At 43.0% G+C, this 20,780-nt stretch carries 16 protein-coding genes; all 16 read left to right on the forward strand.

The features are described 5' to 3' along the window. Position 1: 1 nt before the first annotated feature. The 16 genes from aspS to KHM83_RS13805 all read left to right on the forward strand — a co-directional run bounded on the left by aspS (position 2) and on the right by KHM83_RS13805 (position 20,590). Positions 2-1,786: an aspartate--tRNA ligase gene (aspS, locus tag KHM83_RS13730; RefSeq protein ID WP_213237598.1), complete on the forward strand. Its 1,785-nt coding sequence runs from the start codon at positions 2-4 to the stop codon at positions 1,784-1,786. A 288-nt stretch (positions 1,787-2,074) separates the two neighbouring features. Beyond that, the gene (locus tag KHM83_RS13735; protein ID WP_213237599.1) at positions 2,075-2,533 is read left to right on the forward strand and encodes a SoxR reducing system RseC family protein; all 459 of its coding nucleotides are present in this window, start codon (positions 2,075-2,077) and stop codon (positions 2,531-2,533) included. A gap of 239 nt (positions 2,534-2,772) precedes the next feature. Next, positions 2,773-4,191 carry a sigma-54 interaction domain-containing protein gene (locus tag KHM83_RS13740; protein WP_246543108.1) on the forward strand — a complete coding sequence of 473 codons (1,419 nt, stop codon included), beginning with the start codon at positions 2,773-2,775 and terminating at the stop codon, positions 4,189-4,191. A 113-nt stretch (positions 4,192-4,304) separates the two neighbouring features. Beyond that, on the forward strand, positions 4,305-6,131 hold the full coding sequence (locus KHM83_RS13745; RefSeq protein ID WP_213237600.1) for a GGDEF domain-containing protein: 1,827 nt from the start codon (positions 4,305-4,307) through the stop codon (positions 6,129-6,131). A gap of 466 nt (positions 6,132-6,597) precedes the next feature. Continuing rightward, on the forward strand, positions 6,598-7,662 hold the full coding sequence (gene ord / locus KHM83_RS13750; RefSeq protein WP_213237601.1) for a 2,4-diaminopentanoate dehydrogenase: 1,065 nt from the start codon (positions 6,598-6,600) through the stop codon (positions 7,660-7,662). Continuing rightward, a complete protein-coding gene (ortA, locus tag KHM83_RS13755; RefSeq protein WP_213237602.1) occupies positions 7,652-7,966 on the forward strand; it encodes a 2-amino-4-oxopentanoate thiolase subunit OrtA in 315 nt (104 codons plus the stop codon). Before ord ends, ortA begins: the two co-directional genes overlap by 11 nt. Continuing rightward, a complete protein-coding gene (ortB, locus tag KHM83_RS13760; protein WP_343213158.1) occupies positions 7,953-9,374 on the forward strand; it encodes a 2-amino-4-oxopentanoate thiolase subunit OrtB in 1,422 nt (473 codons plus the stop codon). Before ortA ends, ortB begins: the two co-directional genes overlap by 14 nt. 90 nt (positions 9,375-9,464) lie before the next feature. Continuing rightward, positions 9,465-9,845, forward strand: coding sequence for an ornithine aminomutase subunit alpha (locus KHM83_RS13765; RefSeq protein WP_213237604.1), 381 nt, complete (start codon positions 9,465-9,467; stop codon positions 9,843-9,845). After that, the gene (gene oraE / locus KHM83_RS13770) at positions 9,842-12,097 is read left to right on the forward strand and encodes a D-ornithine 4,5-aminomutase subunit OraE (RefSeq protein WP_343213159.1); all 2,256 of its coding nucleotides are present in this window, start codon (positions 9,842-9,844) and stop codon (positions 12,095-12,097) included. The genes KHM83_RS13765 and oraE overlap by 4 nt, the downstream gene beginning before the upstream one ends. A gap of 4 nt (positions 12,098-12,101) precedes the next feature. Then, positions 12,102-13,508: a GlmL-related ornithine degradation protein gene (locus tag KHM83_RS13775; protein WP_213237605.1), complete on the forward strand. Its 1,407-nt coding sequence runs from the start codon at positions 12,102-12,104 to the stop codon at positions 13,506-13,508. Beyond that, the gene (locus tag KHM83_RS13780) at positions 13,477-14,562 is read left to right on the forward strand and encodes an alanine/ornithine racemase family PLP-dependent enzyme (protein ID WP_213237606.1); all 1,086 of its coding nucleotides are present in this window, start codon (positions 13,477-13,479) and stop codon (positions 14,560-14,562) included. Before KHM83_RS13775 ends, KHM83_RS13780 begins: the two co-directional genes overlap by 32 nt. Positions 14,563-14,840: 278 nt before the next feature. After that, a complete protein-coding gene (locus KHM83_RS13785) occupies positions 14,841-16,175 on the forward strand; it encodes a sensor histidine kinase (RefSeq protein WP_213237607.1) in 1,335 nt (444 codons plus the stop codon). Positions 16,176-16,221: 46 nt separating this feature from the next. After that, positions 16,222-17,403: an HDOD domain-containing protein gene (locus KHM83_RS13790; protein WP_213237608.1), complete on the forward strand. Its 1,182-nt coding sequence runs from the start codon at positions 16,222-16,224 to the stop codon at positions 17,401-17,403. After that, positions 17,396-18,478: a response regulator gene (locus KHM83_RS13795; protein WP_213237609.1), complete on the forward strand. Its 1,083-nt coding sequence runs from the start codon at positions 17,396-17,398 to the stop codon at positions 18,476-18,478. Before KHM83_RS13790 ends, KHM83_RS13795 begins: the two co-directional genes overlap by 8 nt. A gap of 15 nt (positions 18,479-18,493) precedes the next feature. After that, entirely contained in the window at positions 18,494-19,144 is a 651-nt protein-coding gene (locus tag KHM83_RS13800; RefSeq protein ID WP_213237610.1) for a FadR/GntR family transcriptional regulator, read from the forward strand. 108 nt (positions 19,145-19,252) lie between these two features. Continuing rightward, on the forward strand, positions 19,253-20,590 hold the full coding sequence (locus tag KHM83_RS13805) for a replication-associated recombination protein A (protein ID WP_213237611.1): 1,338 nt from the start codon (positions 19,253-19,255) through the stop codon (positions 20,588-20,590). Positions 20,591-20,780: the final 190 nt, after the last annotated feature.

The raw sequence follows: 20,780 nt of genomic DNA on the forward strand, positions 1-20,780 counted from the left end.
AATGGCAGAGGCATTAAATGGCACAAAACGGTCACATTATTGTGGTGTGCTGCGCGAAACACATATTGGTGAAACCGTTACCGTTATGGGATGGGTACAAAAACGTCGTAATTTAGGGAGCTTGATTTTTATTGATCTCAGAGACCGCGAGGGCATTTGCCAAATCGTATTTGATGCAGAAGTCTCAGCTGAGGCGCTCGAAAAAGCCAATGCGCTTCGCAGTGAATTCGTTATTGCCGTGACGGGGGAAGTAAAAAAACGTCACAGTGTGAATCCCCAAATGCCTACGGGAATGATTGAAATCTTTGCATCAGAGCTCAAGATTCTCTGCGAATCAGATGTACCGCCAATTCATGTTGAAGACGGCGATGAAGCGAACGAACGCCTGCGTTTAAAATATCGATATCTCGATTTAAGAAAACCATCAATTCAGAAGAATTTTTATTTAAGACATCAGATTACATCCACAGCACGTCAGTTCTTAAACGAAAATGGCTTTGTTGACATTGAAACACCAGTACTTGGGAAACCGACACCGGAAGGTGCACGCGATTATCTCGTACCAAGCCGCGTTAATCCCAATAAATTCTATGCGCTGCCGCAGTCACCTCAGCTCTTTAAGCAGCTTTTGATGGTATCCGGATTCGACCGTTATTATCAAATTACAAAATGCTTTAGAGATGAGGATTTGAGAGCAGATCGCCAACCGGAATTTACACAAATTGATATTGAAATGTCATTCGTCGAAGAAGATGATGTTATGGCAATCAATGAAAAGCTGCTGGCTGCAATTTTCAAAGAGGCGATTGGCTATGAAATACCGCTCCCGCTTCCCAAAATGACCTATGCAGAAGCTATGACGCGTTATGGTTCTGATAAGCCGGATATTCGTTTTGGCTTCGAACTAAAATGTGTGAATGAAATCGTTAAAGCGGTTGACTTTAAGGTGTTTACATCGACCTTGGAAAACGGTGGTGATATCCGCGGGATTAATGTCAAGGGGTATGGTGACCGAATTTCAAGAAAAGAAATTGGTAAACTTGAAGACTTTGTAAAGACTTACGGCGCAAAGGGACTGGCGTGGATTAAGACGACGGCAGACGGCGTATCATCGCCAATTGCCAAATTCTTTGATGATGCTCAAATGCAGGCACTTTTAAAAGCGATGGATGCAGGTAATAATGACTTGATACTCTTTGTTGCTGATAAGCCTAATATCGTTTTCGATTCACTCGGCGCATTACGCAACGAGCTTGCAAAGCGACTTGAACTCGTTCGTTCGGATGTTTATGCTTTCCTTTGGGTAACGGATTTTCCACTCTTCGAATACGATGAAGAAGAGAAACGGTATGTTGCCAAACATCATCCGTTTACTTCGCCAAAAGACGAAGATATTGACAAGCTTGAATCAGCACCTGGCGAATGCCGTGCAAAAGCGTATGATATCGTCCTGAATGGATATGAAATCGGTGGTGGTTCTATACGGATTCACGATTCAAGTGTACAGGAAAAAATGTTCAGCGCGCTTGGTTTTTCTGAGGAAGCGGCTCAAGATAAATTCGGCTTTTTTATCAATGCTTTTAAATACGGTGCACCACCGCATGGCGGTATTGCCTTTGGCTTAGACCGTATTGTCATGCTGGCGGCGGGAACGGATAATATTCGCGATGTCATCGCATTTCCGAAAACACAGGATGCGCGCTGCCCACTGACAGATGCACCGAGTTCAACGGAAGACAAGCAGCTTGATGAACTTTATATCGCATTGAAACCAGTCGAAAAGTAAAGACAATCCTTTTGAGAATCCGTCTCATTGTAAAATGGTTGCAAAAGGCGTATAATAAAAAAGAAGGCTGATCCAGAAGCGTTTTAATGTATTCAATCACGTCATGCAAAGTGATTGAGATGACCATTATCATGCGGCAGCGTCAAAAATAATGAAACAATGAAACAATACAATAATGAAACAATAAAACTATAAAATGATCAATTGATAAGGCGAAGGTTTAAAGTATTAAAATTAGGATAAGATGATTCTGAACTGAATCGTGGATTGCTTAGAAATGAAGGTGAAATGATGGATCGAACAGGTGTCATTGTCTCTGTAGACAAAGAATTTTCAAAGATCAAATTATTGCGGCATACAGCTTGCGGCAGCTGCGGGGCTTGTCATTTGGGTGATGAGCAGAAAGATGTCATGCTGGTTGCGAAAAATGATGTGCATGCTGAAGTGGGCGATATGGTTGAAGTATCAATGGGAACCAGCAGTGTTTTAAGCGCAGCGTTTATTATGTATATGATTCCGCTGATGTCGCTCTTTTTAGGCCTCGTCGCTGGTCTTGGCATCCTTAATGGCATTCAATACAGTGGGAACGTAGAAATGGCTTCTGCAGTGATTGGTTTGCTGTTTATGGCGGGCGCCTTTCTCGTTATTCGATTAAATGACAAGCGTTTTCTAAAAAGTGATAAATACACAGCACATGTTGAAGCCATTATCCAAAAATCAAATGACAGTCTTTATCCGCTCGCTTAACGAGAATAGCTTTTAAATTGCAATTGAACAGCAGATTATAGAGAAGAACCGACGGCTGCACCTTAATGAGTGCTGTAACCGTCGGTTTTTGACGTTAGCCATCATGTGATTACTGGCACAGATCAATACGCGATTCATCGCCATTATCTCTGTCAATGGTGAACAGAGTTGAAATCAAGCAATAATTACCATAAAATAAAAAGTGAGGACGATTCGCTAGAAATGGAGACGATGTTTGTATGGGGATGAAACAGCACACGCTTAAAGAAGCGTGGGAAATGTTAATTGAACAAATTGAAGAAGGTGTGCACATCGTTGATGATCAAGGTGTTACCATCGTTTACAATCGGGCGATGTCAGAAATAGAAGGTTACACCGCCGAGCAGGCGATTGGCCATCATTTGCTTGAAATTTTTCCGAATTGGCAAAAAGAAAACAGTACATTGCTAACCGTTCTTGCCAGCGGTGAAGCGATTTATGGCAGGCGACAACAATATGTCAATAGTAAGGGAAAGCGTATCACCACCGTCAATACGACATTGCCGTTATTTGAGAATGGTGTCCAGATTGGGGCAATTGAAATCGCGAGAAATTTGACGGCTGTTTCACATATGAGCGAACAAATTTTGGCATTGCAGCAGCAACTTATAAAACCCATTCAGCCAAAAGACAAAATAACGCATTATACATTTGATCAGATGATTGGCAAATCAACCGTGTTTATGAAGGCAAAACAGACAGCACAGTTTGCAGCCAAGAGTGATTCAAGTGTTCTGATTTACGGGGAGACAGGTACGGGTAAAGAGGTTTTTGCACAGAGTATTCATTATGCCAGTCGGCGCTTTGAGAAGCCTTTTATAGCGCAAAACTGTGCGGCTATTCCCGAAACTCTGCTGGAGGGTATTCTCTTTGGCACGACAAAGGGGGCTTATACGGGTGCCGTTGACAGACCGGGTCTTTTTGAGCAGGCCAATGGCGGTACGTTATTTCTGGATGAAATCAACCACATGCCGTTAAGCCTTCAAGTGAAGCTTTTGCGGGTTTTACAGGAAAAAGCGTTAAGGCGTATTGGCGGGCTAAAAGAAATCGCTGTAAACGTCCGCATTATTACAGCGACAAATGAACCGCCAAGTGTTTTGCTTTCTAGAGAAAAGCTGCGTCGGGATCTCTATTACCGAATTAATGTTATCTATATTCACATTCCCAAATTAATAGAGCGCCGTGAGGATATTCCACTGCTGGCAAATGCATTTGTAAAGCAGTTTAACGACAGTATGACGAAACGGGTTCAGAGTATTGAAAGGGATTTCATGGCGCGGCTCATCAACAGTAAATGGCCTGGCAATGTAAGAGAACTTCAAAATGTTATCGAAGTGGCGATGAATGCAGCTGATGAGAATGCACACCAATTGAATACGGAGGCGGCAATGGCTTATGAAACGGCATGGATGGCAGAAGCCCCCGATGAAAGCGAACACTTGACAGAGCGTAGAATAGATTATGATGACATAGACAATTTGGCCGCATTCCTACAGCGTATTGAAAGCGATGTTATCTCACATGTTCTTGAAGACTGCGATGGCAATATCTCCAAAGCAGCTAGAAAGCTTAATCTATCACGGCAAAATCTTCAGTATAAGATTAGAAAACGGCGTTAAAAAGATAAATAAATTCCCTAAATAAAGTCATTGATTTTACGTAGTCTTTATATAAATTTTACGGTCATATGACGTTGCTGTGCTATAGTTTTCCATGAAAGAGAGGACGTCGTATGGATATGGCAACAGCAGATATGGTAACGTCGCCGCCAATAGGCGATTACGAAACGGATGTATTAACCTTCCAGCAGATATTAGAACAGGGCAATATTTCGACACGCTATCAGCCCATTGTCAATTTAAAAACTGGTGACATTATCGGCTACGAAGCACTTTCAAGAGGACCAATGGACAGCGAATATTATTCGCCGTTGGCACTGATTGATAAGGCGCATGAGCTGGGACTGGTATGGGAACTCGAAATGCTCTTTCGGCAAAGGGCGCTCGAGCATATCAATGCGCTTCAATCAGATCAGTATATGTTCATCAACGTGGATCCGGATGTGATCAAGACAAATGAATTTAAAAGCGGATTGACGCGTGAATACCTCGATTTCATTGGTGGTAAAGAGACGAACATCGTCTTTGAAATAACAGAAAGAACGGCGATTACAGATTATGAAATGTTTCAGCGCGTTCTCGAAAATTATCGAAAACAAGGTTATCAAATTGCGATAGATGATGTTGGAGCAGGTTATTCAGGGCTTCGCTCAATAACGGAAATAAGACCTAATTTTATTAAAATTGATATGGATTTAATTCGCAACATCGATAAAGATTTTTTTAAACAAGCGCTAATCAAAGCCTTTGTTGAAACGGCGACGACGACGAATATTACAATTATTGCAGAGGGAATTGAGACAAAAGAAGAGCTTAAAACGCTTATTTTATTAGGGGTTCATGCAGGACAGGGATTTTTGCTGCAACAGCCGCAATTGCTCTTTACAGGCATTAGCAATGTGATTAAGCAAAAAATATATGACTATAATCATATTTCCTTTAACCTCAATCAATTTTCACAGGCGTATCATTATATTTCCAATCTCGTCAATGCGCCGAAAGAAACGACATTTGAATCCATGACGTCTTGCGAAACGATTCGCAATTATATGGAAAAAGAGTGCTTAAGACGTGTCTGTATTTGTGATCATGAACAACCGGTCGGCATTGTTATGAAGCATAATTTGGATGCAACGATGTCTGGCAAGTACGGGTATGCGGTTTTTTCCAATCGTCCCATTGAGCGCATCATGAATCGAAAGCCGCTTGTCGTTGATTACTATACACCGATTAATGTTGTTGCCAAACTGGCAATGGGTCGCTGTGATGACGAAATATTTGATGATGTCGTTGTGACGCAGTCTTCACAATTTTTTGGACTCGTATCAATGAAAAATATCTTTGAATACACATTGATGTATGAGAAAAATAGCGCGAAGGAGCAGAACCCGTTGACCGGTTTGCCTGGAAACACGATTATTAATCGGGTGCTGACAGATTTGGTTAATTCTGAAAGCCAAGCCTGTGTGATGTATGTTGATATTAACGAGTTTAAAGTTTACAATGATGTTTACGGATTTGAAAAAGGCGACGTAATGATTAAATCCCTTGCTGAAATGATTAAGTCAGAAGCTGGACAGGTCTTTCCACAAACTGCTTTTGTCGGTCATATAGGCGGTGATGATTTTCTAATCGTATGCAGCGGCAGTGATGTAAGTTATGAAATGCTTGCCAATCGCATTATTAAACGGTTTGGCAGCGAACGCGCTGCATTCTTTTCGAAAGAACACAATGCGCACCATCAAATTGTGTCGGAAGATCGCTATGGCATTACCCGGACTTTTTCATTGACATCACTTTCGATTTCTGGGATTTTCGGCGATTTGTCATCCTATAAAACCAGTGAGCGCCTTAGTGAAGCACTTGCAAAACTCAAGAAAATTGTCAAGAAAAAAGGAGAAAGTGCATCAATCTTTATCAATTGTACGCCTGCTTCATAGCGAGAATTTTTAAATGAATGGCTTCATTGCCAACATGTGTTTTAATATAGATGAATCCCCTGTTAGATAATGCTTCAAGCGTTGAAGCATCTTTGGACAGGGGATTTTGTTTATGATCTGAAACGATCGGTGGAATGGATATGAAAAAGCAAAATATTTTGCGCATCGCAATGAACGTAAAAATTATTTGCGGTAAAATGCAAAATATTTTGCTTTTTTCGCAAATAGGGATGTATGGATAATTGATGATCTGTGTGGTTATGCATTATTTGACGTAAGAATAAAATGATATAGTGTCATTGCAATGGTTTCACGGTATTTGGACTTATGAGAATGCGTATGGAATCATTATTGCATTGACTAATTGTATATTGGCGATAGCGGGAAATTGATTCTACAGCATAAGGATGCGAAGTTTAAAAGCAATGGCATTCAAAAAATGTGCTATTCAAGGAGGTATTGATTCATGAGAACAGAACCAATAAAAGTGGTTATTTGGGGATTTGGCGCCATGGGAAGCGGTATGGCTAAAGTATTGCTCAATAAAAGCGGCGTATCAATTGTCGGTGTCTGTGATTGCCATGAAGCTCGCAGAGGGCGTGAGATGCACGAGATATTGGGAGTAGAACGCGGTAATCGAAAGCCTGTTATCGTTGAGGCGAAAATTGAAAAAGTATTAACAGAGAGAAGCTGCGATCTCTGTCTGATCGCGACACATTCCTTTACAGAAGATGCTTTTCCCGGGATTACTTATGCGCTTTCAAAAAAAGTTAATGTTATCTCGACAGCAGAGGAGATGGCTTATCCAAAAGCAAAAAATCCGGCACTCGCCGAACAGCTGGACCAATTGGCAAAAGCCAACGGTGTTTCAGTTCTAGGGACTGGGATTAATCCGGGGTTGATGATGGACCTATTAGTCGTTGCGTTAACAGGTTGCATGACAGATGTCAAGCATATCGAGGCAAAGCGTGTGAACAGCCTTTCGCCGTTTGGAAAAGCCGTTATGGAAGAACAGGGGGTTGGTTTATCGGAAGCTGCCTTTCAAGCAGGTGCAGAAAACGGCAGCATTGCAGGGCATGTTGGCTTCGAAGAATCGATTGCCATGATTGCAGAAGCGTTGCAGATGCCGATTGATCAGATAGAGACTCAAAAATCACCTATTTTAACCGATGTTGAAAGACGGTCGCCATATGGTTATGCTGCGGCAGGACATGTCGCAGGTGTCAATATGACTGGACAAGGGCTGCATCAAGGCGAAGTGATGATTGATATGGTTCATCCGCAGCAGATTGAACCACAGCTCGGTGGGGTTCATACAGGCGATTATATTACACTGACGGGAACGCCGCCGGTGCATATGGCTATTACACCGGAAGTTGACGGGGGGATTGGTACGATTGCCATGTGTGTTAACATGATCCCACATGTTATCAATGCGCGGCCGGGATTAAAAACCATGCTGGATTTGCCGGTGCCAAGGGCGATTATCGGGGATATGCGACATTATCTGGAGGCGGAAGATGACATTTAAAAAAGGAACATGGATACGGATTAAGCGTGTGGTGATGCAATCCGAGGAGCGCACGGCACAAATTCCAGAAGATACGCGGCGTGTGCCGCTGGAGATGTGGGTAAAAGGTTTTGCTGAACAAGATGGCCATCTAGGCGATACCATATGTGTTCGAACACTAACTGGTCGTGTAGAGCGGGGAGAGGTTGTAGAAATAGAACCGGTATACGGTCATGATTTTGGGCAATTTATCCCGGAAATATTAACCATTGGCATAACGCTTCGTAAAATCTTGGATGGGGGTGAGCACTGTGACGAATCATAATGATAATCAGGGCTATGATGCTGTGATGAAGCGGCGAAATGAAATCATGAAGCGAGCTGTTGGCATTGATTATGCAGCTTTTGAATTTGACAACATTGGTTTCGACTATGAGCGCATGATGCGTGAAGTGGGTTATACGCTTTCAGAAGTGATTGCGATACAGCGTTCGCAAGGGGTTGGCAATACGCCGATGATAAAACTCAATCGCCTGACTGAATTGGCGCGAAAACTTAGCCCAGAAGGGATGGGTGCCCAACTCTTTTTAAAAGATGAAGCGTCGAATCCATCAGGCAGTTTTAAAGCTAGACGTGCAGCAGTCGCTGTATATCAGGCAAAAAAACTGGGTTATGAAGGCGTCGTTGCAGCGACGAGTGGCAATTACGGTGCAGCAGTTGCATCACAGGCAGCGATGCAGGGCCTCAAATGTATCATTGTACAGGAAACCTATGATTCAAAAGGACAAGGTCAGCCTGAAATTATTGAAAAAGCGCGTAAATGCGAAGCCTTTGGCGCTGAAGTTGTTCAATTGACAGTCGGACCGGAATTATTTTATCAGTTTCTCATTATTTTGGAACAAACGGGGTATTTCAACGCTTCACTCTATACACCTTACGGCATAGCCGGTATTGAGAGCCTTGGTGCAGAGATTGCAGACCAAATGATGGCAATGACGGGCCGCTATCCCGATGCCGTTGTTTGTACCAATGCGGGCGGCGGCAATCTGACGGGTACAGCCAGGGGGCTTCAAAAACGCGGCGCAGACGCAACGAAGATCATTGGCGCTTCCGTAGACTTATCGGGACTTCATATGGCAAGCGACAGGGATTTTAACCGAAAATCCTTTACCACAGGCCATACGGGATTCGGCCTGCCGTTTGCGACGATGCCTGATCGTTCAGATGTGCCGCGATCAGCGGCACGGCCGCTGCGCTATATGGATTCTTATGTCACGGTTAAGCAGGGGGAAGTATTTTACATGACAGAAGCATTAGCACAGCTTGAAGGGATGGAACGCGGTCCAGCGGGAAATGTTTCGCTAGCGGCAGCATTTGCACTTGCGATGACGATGCCGAGAAGTGCGACGATTGTCGTACAGGAAACAGAGTACACAGGTGCCGGTAAACATATACAGCCGCAGCTTAGTTTTGCTAGGCAGAATGGTATCGAAATTCGCTTTGGGCATCCAGATGAAGAAGTGCCGGGAAATAGTATTATATTGCCGTCACATCCATCGCAAATGAAAGCGCGACCGCTAGAGTTAGTACAGCTGCGAAAACGCTTAGTTGAAAACTTAGTCTTTGCCACTGCAAAAGGGGGCAAAGCAAATTTATCTGATCGGGAAATTGCATTTCTAGCAGATGAGAGCCGCTTCACAAAGACAGCGGTAGAGAAAATCATTTTTGGATAGAGTGGGGATAAGATTAAAAGCGCCTATAAGAACGATATTGTCAATGTGAGTGTTTGATCAAGCGATTATGAAGAAAGCGAGGGAAACAAGATGAATCAATATACAAAACGTGAAGATGATTTTGAAAATAGACGAACGCATCTTGCACAGCTAACAGAATCAGAAGTGGAGGCGCGTTTTTGGTCATTGCTGGATGAAATTGTGAGTCCACTGCTGACACTGGCTAAAACACATACATCGCCATCAATTGAACGGTCGGTATTGCTCAGAATGGGTTTTTCCAGTTTGGAGGCAAAACCGCTGGTTGAAGAGGCTATTCGAAGAAATCTCGTCGGACACGGTGTGGGACACCTTGTTTATTATAAGGCAACACAGGATTGCATAACCATTCGCGAAGCTGGATTGGCGATGCTTCAAGGCAACGGATGGGAAGCACTTGAAGTGCATTTTGGTCAGGAGGTGGCACAATGATGTCGTCATTAATGCCAAATGAAAAAATTGATATTCATGCGATTTTAGACGATTTAGAAAATTACAGGCCGAAAAGACGCGGTTGGATTTGGCGAGAAAAATCGGCACAGCAAACCTATGGTCCCTTTCAGTATCGAGATATGTCAACGGCGCTGGTAAACGGAATTGCTCAGCCTGCGGCAAGCTATTTCAGCAATATTGACCCACAGCCTGAGAACACGATAACGACTGAGATCGCCTCGGGGCGTTTTGAAGATGATATTCGCCGCATGCGTATGGCGGCATGGCATGGTGCTGACCATATCATGGTTATTCGTACAGCGGGACAGTCTCATTTTGATGGGCTTATCGAAGGCACACCGCAGGGCATTGGCGGGATTCCAATTTCCAGAAAGCAGGTTCGCGCCCATCGAAAAGCGCTTGATCTCATTGAAGAGGAAGTGGGCAGACCTATTAATTACCACTCCTATATATCTGGTGTAGCAGGTCCGGATATTGCTGTGATGCTTGCAGAAGAAGGCGTGAACGGTGCACATCAGGATCCTCAGTATAACGTACTCTATCGCAATATTAACATGGTTCGCTCTTTTGTGGATGCAGCTGAATCGAAAAAAATTATGACATGGGCCGAAATGGTTCAGATTGATGGTGCACACAATGCCAATGCGACAGCACGTGAAGCGTGGAAAGTTATGCCTGAGCTCATGGTGCAACACGGCATCAATGCGCTTTTTTCTCACAAAGTGGGTATGCCGAAAGAAAATATTGCGCTTTCAACAGTGCCGCCGACGGCAGCGCCTGCCCCCTGTGTTAGGCTGGATCTACCTTATGCTGTCGCCCTTAGAGACCTTTTTAAAGATTATAAGATTCGAGCGCAAATGAATACGAAATACATCACATCATCATCCAGAGAAGCGACGGTGACGCATGTGATGAACATGTTGATTTCAAGGTTGACATCAGCGGATATTCAATCGACGATTACACCGGATGAGGGGCGCAATGTTCCATGGCACATGTATAATATTGAAGCGTGCGAAACGGCAAAACAGGCGCTGTCGGGGATGGATGGCCTTATGGAGCTGGTAGCGCTTAAACGAGAGGGCGTTCTCGGTGAAGAAGTTAGGCAGCTTAAAGAACGTGCGGTTTTATTCCTTGAAGAAATAATTGCTGCCGGCGGATATTTTGAGGCTGTTGAAAAAGGTTTCTTTGTGGATTCCGGCCTTTATCCTGAGCGGAACGGTGATGGCATCGGAAGACAATTGAATGGTGGTGTTGGCGCTGGAACGGTGTATAAGCGGCACGAAGATTATATGGCGCCTGTAACGGCTCATTACGGGAATAATAATGTTGCGCAGTATGATGAGAGGAAAGTATCAGAGCCTTCAGCGCTTATTGATGGCTGTACGTTGGAGAAACCGGAAAAAATTATCTATATTGACGAACTGGACCCAGAAGACAATGTCAATAAGCGTCTAGATGAAACCGAACACTATCGGCAAAAAGAGGTTCCGATGATTACGCCGGAAGTCCAGTGGCTCGGAGATGGTATCGTACAGGTAGATCTCGTATTGCCGACAGATGCAAGAACAGCTCAATATGCAGCTGTCTATTTTGGTGAACAAATGAATCTTAAGGAGGTTGAGGTTATTCATATAGAAGCACTGCATCCCAGTGAAGGGTCACGTGTACAAATTAAGGGCGTCCTGAAAGTCGACTTAAATTTGTCAGAGCTCGTTATTCCCGAGACGCCCGAAGTTTACGACGACGATACGATACGCCATATTTTTGAAACGACCTCTGTTAAAATTGTCGCCGGGACAGTTGGTGAAGATGAACATTCCGTTGGCTTAAGAGAAGTGATTGACATTAAACACGGTGGGATAGAAAAATACGGCTGTGATGTCACTTATCTCGGAACATCGGTACCAATAGAGAAACTCGTCGATGCTGCTATTGAAATTAATGCGGACGTGATCCTAGCGTCTACGATTATTTCACATGATGACGTTCATTATAAGAATATGAAGCGCATTCATGAATATGCTGTTGAAAAGGGCGTGCGGGATCGCTTCATTATCTGCGCAGGCGGCACGCAGGTGACGCCGGAAATTGCCAGAAAGCATGGGATGGATGAAGGGTTTGGCAGATATGATCGCGGCGTCAATGTTGCAACGTTTATTGCAAAGACGCTAACCCATGTTACGGAACTAGCACCATCAGACAGCGCAATCGCCGAGAAGGAAGCGTGAAGTCATGAAGATTGATGCATTGGTTGCTGAAATAGGCAGTACGACAACTGTAGTCAGTGCCTTTAATGATTTGAATACGGTTAGACCAAAGCTGCTGGGGCAAGGGATGTGGCGCACAACAGTGCAGGAAGGTGATGTCTATCTCGGACTTAGCGGCGCAGTCGATGTTTTAAAGGCGATCCTTAAAACGGATGATTTGAGTTATGATCACTTTTTTGCTTGCAGCAGCGCTGCCGGAGGCCTTAAGATAACTGTGCACGGGCTCGTTTACGATATGACGGTAAAAGCAGCGAAAGAGGCGGCCCTTGGTGCCGGAGGCAATATTCAGCACATTACGGCGGGCAAGCTGATGATTTCGGATTTAAAGCGTATTGCCGAACAAAAGCCAAATCTCATATTGATCGCTGGTGGTGTGGACTACGGTGAACGCGAGACTGCAATGGCAAATACAGCAGCGCTTTTGCCAGTTCTTGGTGAAACACCGGTGATCTATGCAGGCAATTGTGAAAATGTGCAGGCGATACGCGACATGTTTGATGCCGTGGGAAAAGGAGAACAGCTCTATGCGACGGAGAATGTCTATCCCAAGATTGACACATTGAATGTTATGCCAACACGGCGAATCATTCAGTCTGTCTTTGAGACGCATATCGTAAAAGCTGAAGGTATGGCGCGCATAAGAGAAATGGTGGATGATCGCATTTTACCAACGCCGGGAGCAGTGATGCAGTCGGCGCAGATACTTTCGGAAATAATGCCGGACCTTATGGTCGTCGACCTCGGCGGCGCGACGACGGATGTGCATTCTGTGACGAGTGGTAATCCTGAAATTTTAAAAATGCTGCTATCGCCGGAGCCAGTGGCCAAACGTACCGTTGAAGGAGATCTCGGCGTCTATGTCAATGCAGCGAAACTCATTGCCATGATTGGTGAAAACAAGTTAATGCAATTGCTTTCGATGGATTCGCAGGCCTTGTCAGCTTTGATTGAAACCCATGTTCTCATTCCAAAAAATGAACAGGAGACCGCCTATATTCACGCGCTGGCTCAAGCAGCTGTACAAGCAGCTGTTCAGCGTCATGTGGGCAGATATACTATGCGGTTTACAGGTGGCGGACAGGGCTATGCCGAAGGCAAGGACCTGACGTATATTAAGCGCGTTATTGGCACAGGTGGTGTTTTAACACGCTTACCTAAAGCTGAAACGCTGATTTTGAACAGCTTTCACAATCCAAAGGGTGACTTGCTTTTGCCAAAACAGGCGCCGGATATTTTGATAGACAACCAGTATATTATGGCAGCCGCAGGCGTTTTGTCGACGCATTACCCAGAAGCAGCTAAGAAACTGCTTTTAGAGAGCTTGGGCATAGGGGAGGTGTATGATGAGTCTATTTCCAAGACTGGTCTTTGACTGCGTGCAATACCGGAACAATGTTAAAAAGGTAGCAGCGTACTGTGCCCATGTTGAGATTGGTATATTTGTGGTCACCAAAGTCTTCCGCGCCTTTCGGCCGCTTGTCGAGGCCATTCAGGATCTCGATATTGAAGGGATTGCCGATTCGCGGCTGGAAAATCTCGAGCATGTCAGCGATATACCGATACAAAAGCTTTTGCTGAGATTGCCAATGCCGTCAGAAGCAGAGCGCGTTGTCGCCATTGCTGACATCAGTCTTAACTCGGAGTGGGAGACACTTGTAAAACTCAATGAAGCTGCAGAACGGCTTTCAAAACGGCATGCAGTAATCTTAATGATGGAAATGGGAGATTTGCGCGAAGGGATGGACAATGCACAATTTGAATGGATCCTCAATCGGTTGTATCTTTTGAAAAATATTGATTTTATAGGTATTGGTGCTAATTTTTCGTGTTATGGCGGCATTATGGCAACCCCCGAAAAGCTCAAGTCGCTTGCTGCGTATAAAGCGCGTTTTAAACAAGCTGCCGGCGTTGAGAACCCAATTATTTCAGGCGGTAATTCCAGTAGTTTATACCTTGTTGAAAAGGAAGACATGCCTGCGGAGATTAATAATTTAAGACTTGGCGAAGCATTGATTTTGGGGCGAGAAACCGCTTTTGGCAATCATATATTCGATCTTAGTGATTCGCTCGTCTCATTGGATGTGGAACTTATTGAAATAAAGGTTAAACCATCGTATCCCATTGGCATCATGACTTATGACGCCTTTGGCGAGAAGCCCCAAATAGAAGATCGCGGCATGATAACACGCGGAATATTGGCAATTGGTCAGCAGGATGTCGATCTAAAAGGGTTGATTCCATATGATGAAAATATAGAAATCCTTGGTGGATCCAGCGATCATCTCATTGTTGAAATCAAGGCAGGCGACTACAAGGTCGGAGATATCGTTCGTTTTCGCGTCAATTACAGTGCGCTGCTTCGACTTTCGACGTCACCTTATGTGCAGAAGCGTTTCGAGCATCTTGTTACAAGCGTTTCAATTTAATAACTGAGAGCAGATAAAAAAGTAATGAAAGGTAAGAAAAAAGCGAATACCGGTGTTGCATAAGAAGAAGCGCGGAGGCGATATGACACATGATTGTAATTCAGGTGTCATACCGCCTTTCTATTTAAATAAACATTGAAATCCAGCATAGAATATCCCAATTTCTTTTAATCGAGGGAAGCGTCGTGCCCCATTAGCTTAGCGGTGTTCGCCAATACATGATTGACTTGACGCACTGCGGGTATTTACATAAAAAGTCGATTTAATTGGAGGAGATTATGGCTTCGGATTGGATTAAATACTTTGAGGCGAAAGATGCCCCGATTCCGTATTTGAAAATGCTAATAGAAGGGATAACATCAAATATTGATGAACAGATTTTTGTACTCTCAGCAAAAGGTGAAGTGCTTTTTCAAAATGATAGACATGTCTTAAATTTTGGTGAAGAACTGATTATAAAAATGCAGAAGGAAATCGTACTCATGCAGATGCTGCATCAAACATATCGTAAAAGCTATCTTGGGATATGCCAAAATAAATCTCAGGAGGAAGGAGGCTGTCAAAAACGTATGCTTGACAGTCGATTTGAATTTTTTTATCGCGCTTTATCATGTGAAGCGGGAACTTGTTTCTTTGTTACAATAAAAGATACAACGGCACTATTGCAAAACGAGCAAGTGATTTTAGATCTCAATTATCAATTGAATGATAAGATTCATAAAATTAATGAAGCAGAATTGAAATTGATGGATCAGGACCGTCTTGTGGCGATTGGTCATTTAGCTTCTGGTATTGCACATGAGATTAACAATCCACTCGGTTATGTGAAGAGTGATGTGAAGACGATGCACGATTACTTAGAACAGCTTATTGCACTTTACAAAACGGCCGCTGCGGTCTCAGAAGGTCTCGATCAATGGCAGCGTCAGCATCCGTCAAATGAATTGTTGAGACTCTCGCGAATGCTTGAAGCGGAAGTGAACAATGACGATATCCATTATATTGTCAACGATTACGCCGCATTGATGAAAGAAATGACCATCGGCATTCATCGCGTTGAAAACATTATCAGCAACTTAAAGCAATTTTCCAAACTGGATCAGACGGGATCCGTTACACCTTATGATTTAAATGCGGGGCTTCATCAAATACTGGCAAGCCTACATCACAAATCAAAGAAAGCGGTCCATATTGAAACCGTATTTGGTGAAGTGCCAATGACGCTGGCACATGGCAATGATGTCAACCAGGCTCTGCAAAATATTTTGCTGAATGCACTGGATGCATTTGATATGACTAAACAAGAAAGTGATCATTATATCAAAGTGACCACTTATAGCGATAAAGCGTTTTTATGTTGTGATATTCTAGACAATGGCAGTGGCATTATGCCAAAAGATGCGATTAAAGTTTTCGAGCCTTTTTTTACAACGAAAGCGATTGGCAAAGGCTGTGGCCTTGGCTTGAGTATTGCCTATGATATTGTTGTGAACCGTCACTGCGGGACATTGCAGTTTGAAACAGCGCCAAAAGAAGGCAGTCTCTTCAAAATAAGATTGCCAATCCGATCAATTGATCACAGTATGCTCGACGAATTTACGAATCATCTATAAGAAGTGATGATGTTATGATAAAATAACAGGAGAAAGTGAGGCGGCTATGAGAACTATTTTATTTGTAGACGATGAAGTGAATATTTTAAGGGCCATCCGCCGAATGTTTCGAAATGCCGGTTATGAGTGCTATTACGCTTCCAATATTGAAGAGGCTGTTCAAGTGCTGATTGGGGCAGAAAATCTTGATATGCTCGTAACAGATATTAAGATGCCGAATTTTGACGGCATCAGACTTTTGAAACTCTTTAAAGAGGCAACGCCGACAACGATTAGAGTTGCGCTCAGCGGTTACGCTTCAACGGCGAGTATTACAGAAGCCATTAGTAAAAATCTTGCAAAGCAATACTTTTTTAAACCTTGGGACAACAACGATTTCTTAGAAAACATACAGAAGGTCTTTGCGCTGGAAGATAAATTTGTTCAAATGGGACTTTTCCAAGCTATTCAGGATTTTGAACGGATCAAGACTTTTCCAAAACTCTTTGATCGCGTTAATCAGCTGGTTCAAAAGGATGCCGGTATTGAAGACATTTGTCATGTAATTGAAGAGGACATGGCGATGACATCAAATATTTTGAGAATTGCCAATTCAGCTTTTTATGCTGCAAAAACTGGTGATCTTCAACAAGCCATTATGTATATTGGCCTCAATAATTTAAAGCAGCTGATATTGTCTTATGAAATAGCAACGATGAATGACCGTAAATACGTCAAAGCCAATGCACTATGGCATCACGCCGTCACGTCGAATCTCATTTTTCACGATCTCTATGAACGCTTTTATAAACGAAAGGTACCGCCAATTATTGGATCTGCCGGGTTGCTTCACGATCTGGGCGCCATTATTATGTTGCAGATTTATGGCACGGACTATTACCGCAAGCTCATCCAGCCCAAACTTTCAGAAGAGGATTTAGTTCGAGAGGAAGAAAATTATTTTAAAATGAATCACGCTGTTGTCGGTGGTTATTTCTTAAACTGGTGGGCGTTTCCGATGGATTTGGTGGAAATGGCACTTTATCATCACGATCCTCGAGAAGAGGGCATCATTCATCGTGAAGAGGTTGCACTTATGTGTATTGCTTCTCACATGGCAAAAGATGAGATCCGTTTTATGCGGCCCAGCGTTTTTGATGCACTCGATATTCTTCATATCAAAGAAGATTTTTTGAAACCGACATATGAAAAATTCCAAGATGAAATTATGGGGTGGCACGATGAGTGATCTAAAACAGCATAAAGTACTAATTGTAGATGACGAAGTAGAAATATTAAAGGCACTTAATCGTGGGCTCTATCGTGAGCCATATGAAAAAATATTTGTCGATTCAGGTGCCAAAGCGCTTGAAGTCTTTGCTTCACATGAAATCAGCGTCATCATTACGGATATGAGAATGCCGGGAATGAATGGCTTAGAACTATTGGAAATGATTGCAGATATTAGTCCTAATACTGTTAAAATCGTTCTGACCGGGTATACAAAGCTGCCGCAGATTCTAGCGACAGTCAACAATGTCGATGTCTTCAAATTTTTAACAAAGCCATGGAATTTAGAGAGTGAAGTTAAGGTATACATAAGAGAAGCCATTGATCTATATGACAATAATAAAGAAATTTCCGGTCTTCTCAATTCAGAAGAAAAAAAGAAAAATATTTACCAAAAACTGCTCACTGATGGTTATGAAAAAGTCGATCATTTTATGAACTTGTATGAAAAGCTCGTAAAAGTTATTAATTATCATCATCTCATTACTGTTGAAGAGCTAAGAAGTACTAAAAAATTAATGTCTGCTGAAATGATTATTGAAAAGCTGGATGAGAGCATTCGACATTTGAGTGTTCGTATGAATTTTATCAACCGTGTTTTCGATTTCTCAAAATATGCACTTAAAACGTTTACGCTGAGTGATATTGCGAATATTATTGAAAAGCAGATTGATTACAAAATTCACGTTGAGACGGAAACGCTCTCACCGGAGGTCGTCTATCATGATAATCTAAAGCAGCTCATGGGCATATTAGCAGAGATCTTAGATTTCCCATTGCTGAACCGACTGGCAATCGAAAAAATTTTGTTGAAGGAAGAAGCGCGAGAAGCAGAGTATATTTTATTTTTTAAAATGATTTCACAGACGGATTACCAAATGATCAAAGCACTAAAAGAGAATCATCAATTTGTCAAAATGGTTATTCAGAGTGTTGGCGGCATTGTCGATTATGAAATCGTCGATGAAAAACTCTTTATAACAGTTGCGTATCGCATGAAAATCAAAGGAAGTGCTGAAGCAGATCCATCTTAAGCGAGGAGAGGATAGATGTATCAAAAATTGTTGCTGTCGGAGAAAATTGTTGAGAATATTACAGATCTTATTGTGAAAGGGTATTATAAACCAGGCGATAAATTGCCGAACGAGCTTGATATGTCTTCTGAGCTCGGTATTTCCAGAGCTTCACTGCGTGAGGCATTTAAAATTCTGGAGAGTAGAAATATTATTGAAGTCAGACGCGGCATTGGGACATTTATAGCCAGTATGCCGGGACTTTCAGATGATCCGCTCGGGAGCCGTTTTATCAACGAGGAAACCAATAAGAGCGACAGTCTGAGAATTCTTACATTTATTGGCGAAATGTTGATCGAAAAATATGAATACTTAGATGTTTCAGGACGTGAAGCACTGGATGAGCAGCTCAAACAAGCTGCACTATGGCAAGTAGTGACTGCATCAAAGCTTTACCGTCATGTACTGGCACTGTTAAGTGAGATTGCCGTCCTGACAGGTTCTGATTACTTAAGACGCTTGTGGCGGATCCATACATTGACGGCAGAAAGGTTGTTCAGAGATGACCAGAAGTCAGTTGACGATCAGTTATCAGGCTTTTATAAGCAATTTGAAATTGCTTTGCAGCATCAAGATATAACTGCGGCATGTGCAGCTTTTAAAGGTATTATCAATACGATGCGATAATAAACGACCTTTTTCAGTAGACGGCAAATTATAATTAAGGCGTCAATCGTGAATTGTATAGACTGAAACAGCAACATTCATGACGCATGAAGGATACAAGGAGAAAACATGGATTTATTTGACCTCATGGCGAAGGACAATATCAAAAAGATGGCGCCATTAGCTGAACGTATGAAACCAAAGACGCTGGATGACTTTTTCGGTCAGGAAAATATTGTTGGCGACCAAAAACTTTTGACGAAGCTTATTAAGAGCGATCGGCTGTCATCCATTATTTTATATGGACCGCCTGGATGCGGCAAAACTTCACTTGCGCGTGTGATTGCAGAAACGACGAAGGCGAACTTCGTCGTTTTAAATGCCGTATCTTCTGGTGTTAAAGAAATACGAGAGACAGTGCAGGCAGCCAAAGACACTGCGGCAATGTACAATCGAAGAACGATTTTGTTTATCGATGAAATTCACCGATTTAATAAATCACAACAGGATGCCCTTCTGCCTTTTGTAGAAGACGGGACGGTTATCCTCATAGGTGCAACGACTGAAAATCCTTATTTTGAAGTGAATAGTGCACTGATATCAAGGTCGACGGTTTTTAGACTTGAATCGTTAAAGATGGAGAATATCATCGGCATTCTAAAGCGAGCGATTACAGATACTGCTGACGGACTAGGCGATTATCGGTTGGAAATGGAAGAAGCGGTTCTCGCCTACATTGCCGATATGAGTAATGGCGATGCCAGAAGAGCGCTGAATGTGCTGGAAATGGCTGTGCTTGCAAAGGATGATCTTGCTGATCGCTTGACGATTACACGTGAAGACGTTACAGAAGCGATGCAGATGAAGGGTATGCTCTATGATAAAAGCGGCGACAATCATTATGATATTGTTTCGGCTTTTATCAAAAGTATGAGAGGATCGGACCCAGATGCAGCGCTTTACTATTTGGGTAAAATGATCTACGCAGGTGAAGATCCACGGTTTATCGCAAGGCGAATCGTGATTTGCGCGTCGGAAGATGTCGGCAACGCGGATCCGATGGCACTTGTCGTTGCCAATAATGCCGCACAGGCCGTTGATTTTATTGGTATGCCGGAAGGGCGGATTATTTTAGCACAAGCCGTCACATATATTGCATCAGCGCCAAAGTCAAATGCTGCTTACCTTGGCATCAATGAAGCGATTAGCGATATTGAGCAAATGCCAATTGGTCCGTTGCCGTTCTATCTGAAGGACGGTACGGCATTGCGGCTTGATCGAAAATATGGAACTTCAGAGGGAGAAAAGCGCTATGAGTATCCACATAGTCATCCCGGGCATTATGTTCAACAGCAGTATTTGCCGGATGACATTAAGGATAAGCGCTATTATCGACCGACGGCGTTGGGGTATGAAAAACAGATTACAGAATATCTCAAGCGTACGAAATACCGCGATGAAGAGTAGCGAGTGGAACAGTAAACAATTGTTAAATAAGCATAGACCGGGAGACATCATTGGATGTAAACCGGTCTATTTTTGGTGTGCCCGGTATGGGCGTAATCTAACGGGTGAGAGTCCCTAACACACCCTGGTAGTGGGAAGTGTATAGCTTAAGGCAAGGGTGTCCTTGGCGACGAGGAATCTGAAGAAAGCC

The organism is Fusibacter paucivorans, assembly GCF_018390735.1.
GTDB lineage: Bacteria > Bacillota > Clostridia > Peptostreptococcales > Acidaminobacteraceae > Fusibacter > Fusibacter paucivorans.

Excerpts from the sequence above, each read along its gene's own strand:
- oraE (WP_343213159.1), top strand. The coding sequence starts at position 9,842 with ATGATGTCGTCATTAATGCCAAATGAAAAAATTGATATTCATGCGATT.
- KHM83_RS13780 (WP_213237606.1), top strand. The coding sequence starts at position 13,477 with ATGATGAGTCTATTTCCAAGACTGGTCTTTGACTGCGTGCAATACCGG.
- KHM83_RS13745 (WP_213237600.1), top strand. The coding sequence starts at position 4,305 with ATGGATATGGCAACAGCAGATATGGTAACGTCGCCGCCAATAGGCGAT.
- KHM83_RS13740 (WP_246543108.1), top strand. The coding sequence starts at position 2,773 with ATGGGGATGAAACAGCACACGCTTAAAGAAGCGTGGGAAATGTTAATT.
- KHM83_RS13805 (WP_213237611.1), top strand. The coding sequence starts at position 19,253 with ATGGATTTATTTGACCTCATGGCGAAGGACAATATCAAAAAGATGGCG.
- KHM83_RS13735 (WP_213237599.1), top strand. The coding sequence starts at position 2,075 with ATGATGGATCGAACAGGTGTCATTGTCTCTGTAGACAAAGAATTTTCA.
- KHM83_RS13765 (WP_213237604.1), top strand. The coding sequence starts at position 9,465 with ATGAATCAATATACAAAACGTGAAGATGATTTTGAAAATAGACGAACG.
- KHM83_RS13800 (WP_213237610.1), top strand. The coding sequence starts at position 18,494 with ATGTATCAAAAATTGTTGCTGTCGGAGAAAATTGTTGAGAATATTACA.
- KHM83_RS13785 (WP_213237607.1), top strand. The coding sequence starts at position 14,841 with ATGGCTTCGGATTGGATTAAATACTTTGAGGCGAAAGATGCCCCGATT.
- ord (WP_213237601.1), top strand. The coding sequence starts at position 6,598 with ATGAGAACAGAACCAATAAAAGTGGTTATTTGGGGATTTGGCGCCATG.
- KHM83_RS13775 (WP_213237605.1), top strand. The coding sequence starts at position 12,102 with ATGAAGATTGATGCATTGGTTGCTGAAATAGGCAGTACGACAACTGTA.
- KHM83_RS13795 (WP_213237609.1), top strand. The coding sequence starts at position 17,396 with ATGAGTGATCTAAAACAGCATAAAGTACTAATTGTAGATGACGAAGTA.
- ortA (WP_213237602.1), top strand. The coding sequence starts at position 7,652 with ATGACATTTAAAAAAGGAACATGGATACGGATTAAGCGTGTGGTGATG.
- aspS (WP_213237598.1), top strand. The coding sequence starts at position 2 with ATGGCAGAGGCATTAAATGGCACAAAACGGTCACATTATTGTGGTGTG.
- KHM83_RS13790 (WP_213237608.1), top strand. The coding sequence starts at position 16,222 with ATGAGAACTATTTTATTTGTAGACGATGAAGTGAATATTTTAAGGGCC.